This window comes from Actinoallomurus sp. NPDC050550, from assembly GCF_040655075.1.
GTDB lineage: Bacteria > Actinomycetota > Actinomycetes > Streptosporangiales > Streptosporangiaceae > Actinoallomurus.
The window spans coordinates 3291-5296 of record NZ_JBFAJC010000125.1 but is presented as its reverse complement, the minus strand read 5'-3'; the positions used below and the strand labels follow the sequence as shown (position 1 = coordinate 5296).

Annotated in this window: 2 rRNA genes (1 of these 2 only partly in view); both read right to left on the bottom strand. The window is 58.3% G+C overall.

Annotated elements, in window-relative coordinates:
* Positions 1–2: 2 nt before the first annotated feature.
* A 5S ribosomal RNA gene (gene rrf, locus AB0I04_RS54845) occupies positions 3–119 on the bottom strand.
* Positions 120–221: 102 nt separating this feature from the next.
* Positions 222–2006, bottom strand: a 23S ribosomal RNA gene (locus AB0I04_RS54840) (it continues 1443 nt past the right edge of the window).

Below are 2006 nucleotides of genomic sequence, written 5' to 3'. Positions count from 1 at the left end.
ATGTCCGGCGGTGTCCTACTCTCCCACACCGTCTCCAGTGCAGTACCATCGGCGCTGAAGGGCTTAACTTCCGGGTTCGGAATGGGACCGGGTGTTTCCCCTTCGCCAAAACCACCGAAACGCCTAACGGGATCTCGGGGGTTGTGATTCCCGGCCGTGTCCCGGGAACCGCACAGTGAACGCGAACATCTCTTGCTTAACGCAGCTCTTGAACGAAAGTGTGTGTCAAGCCACTCGGCCTATTAGTACCGGTCAACTCCACACCTCACGGTGCTTCCATCTCCGGCCTATCAACCCAGTCGTCTAGCTGGGGGCCTTACAACCACTAGGGTTGGGAGACCTCATCTAGAGGAAGGCTTCCCGCTTAGATGCTTTCAGCGGTTATCCCGACCGAACGTAGCCAACCAGCCATGCACCTGGCGGTACAACTGGCACACCAGAGGTTCGTCCGTCCCGGTCCTCTCGTACTAGGGACAGACCCTCGCAAGTCTCCTACGCGCACAGCGGATAGGGACCGAACTGTCTCGCGACGTTCTAAACCCAGCTCGCGTGCCGCTTTAATGGGCGAACAGCCCAACCCTTGGGACCTACTCCAGCCCCAGGATGCGACGAGCCGACATCGAGGTGCCAAACCTTGCCGTCGATATGGACTCTTGGGCAAGATCAGCCTGTTATCCCCGGGGTACCTTTTAGCCGTTGAGCGACACCCCATCCACACGGTGGTGCCGGATCACTAGGCCCTGCTTTCGCACCTGCTCGACATGTCTGTCTCACAGTCAAGCTCCCTTGTGCCCTTGCACTCGACACCTGATTGCCAACCAGGCTGAGGGAACCTTTGGGCGCCTCCGTTACTCTTTGGGAGGCAACCGCCCCAGTTAAACTACCCACCAGGCACTGTCCCCCACCCGGATACACGGGCGCGGGTTAGACGCTCGAAACGACCAGAGTGGTATTTCACCAACGACTCCACCACCACTGGCGTGATGGCTTCACAGTCTCCCACCTATCCTACACAAGACGCTCCAAACGCCAATGCCAAGCTATAGTGAAGGTCCCGGGGTCTTTCCGTCCTGCTGCGCGTAACGAGCATCTTTACTCGTAGTGCAATTTCACCGGGCCTGTGGTTGAGACAGTGGGGAAGTCGTTACGCCATTCGTGCAGGTCGGAACTTACCCGACAAGGAATTTCGCTACCTTAGGATGGTTATAGTTACCACCGCCGTTTACCGGCGCTTAGGTTCTCAGCTTCGCCCCGAAGGACTAACCGGTCCCCTTAACGTTCCGGCACCGGGCAGGCGTCAGTCCGTATACAGCGTCTTACGACTTCGCACGGACCTGTGTTTTTAGTAAACAGTCGCTTCCCCCTGGTATCTGCGACCCCCACCAGCTAACGAAGCCAGTTCGGTCACCAGCAGGGGCCCCCCTTCTCCCAAAGTTACGGGGGCAATTTGCCGAGTTCCTTAACCACAGTTCACCCGATCGCCTCGGTATTCTCTACCTGACCACCTGAGTCGGTTTGGGGTACGGGCCGCCGACACACTCGCTAGAGGCTTTTCTCGACAGCATGGGATCACTCACTTCACCTAAATCGGCTCGGCATCACATCTCAGGCTTAATGCGCCACGGATTTACCTATGGCACGCCCTACATGCTTACCCCAGGAACAACCATCGCCTGGGCTGAGCTACCCTCCTGCGTCACCCCATCACTTGCCTACTACCACCTCAGGTCCACCACTCGCCCACACAAGACCCCCGAAGGGATCAAGCAGGGTCTGCGATGTTAGTGTCAGTGGGTTCAGCATGGGCGCGTGTCAGCGGGTACGGGAATATCAACCCGTTGTCCATCGACTACGCCTCACGGCCTCGCCTTAGGTCCCGACTTACCCTGGGCGGATTAGCCTGCCCCAGGAACCCTTGGTCATCCGGCGGAGGGGTTTCTCACCCCTCATTCGCTACTCATGCCTGCATTCTCACTCGTGTGGTCTCCACGGCTAGCTCACGCTGC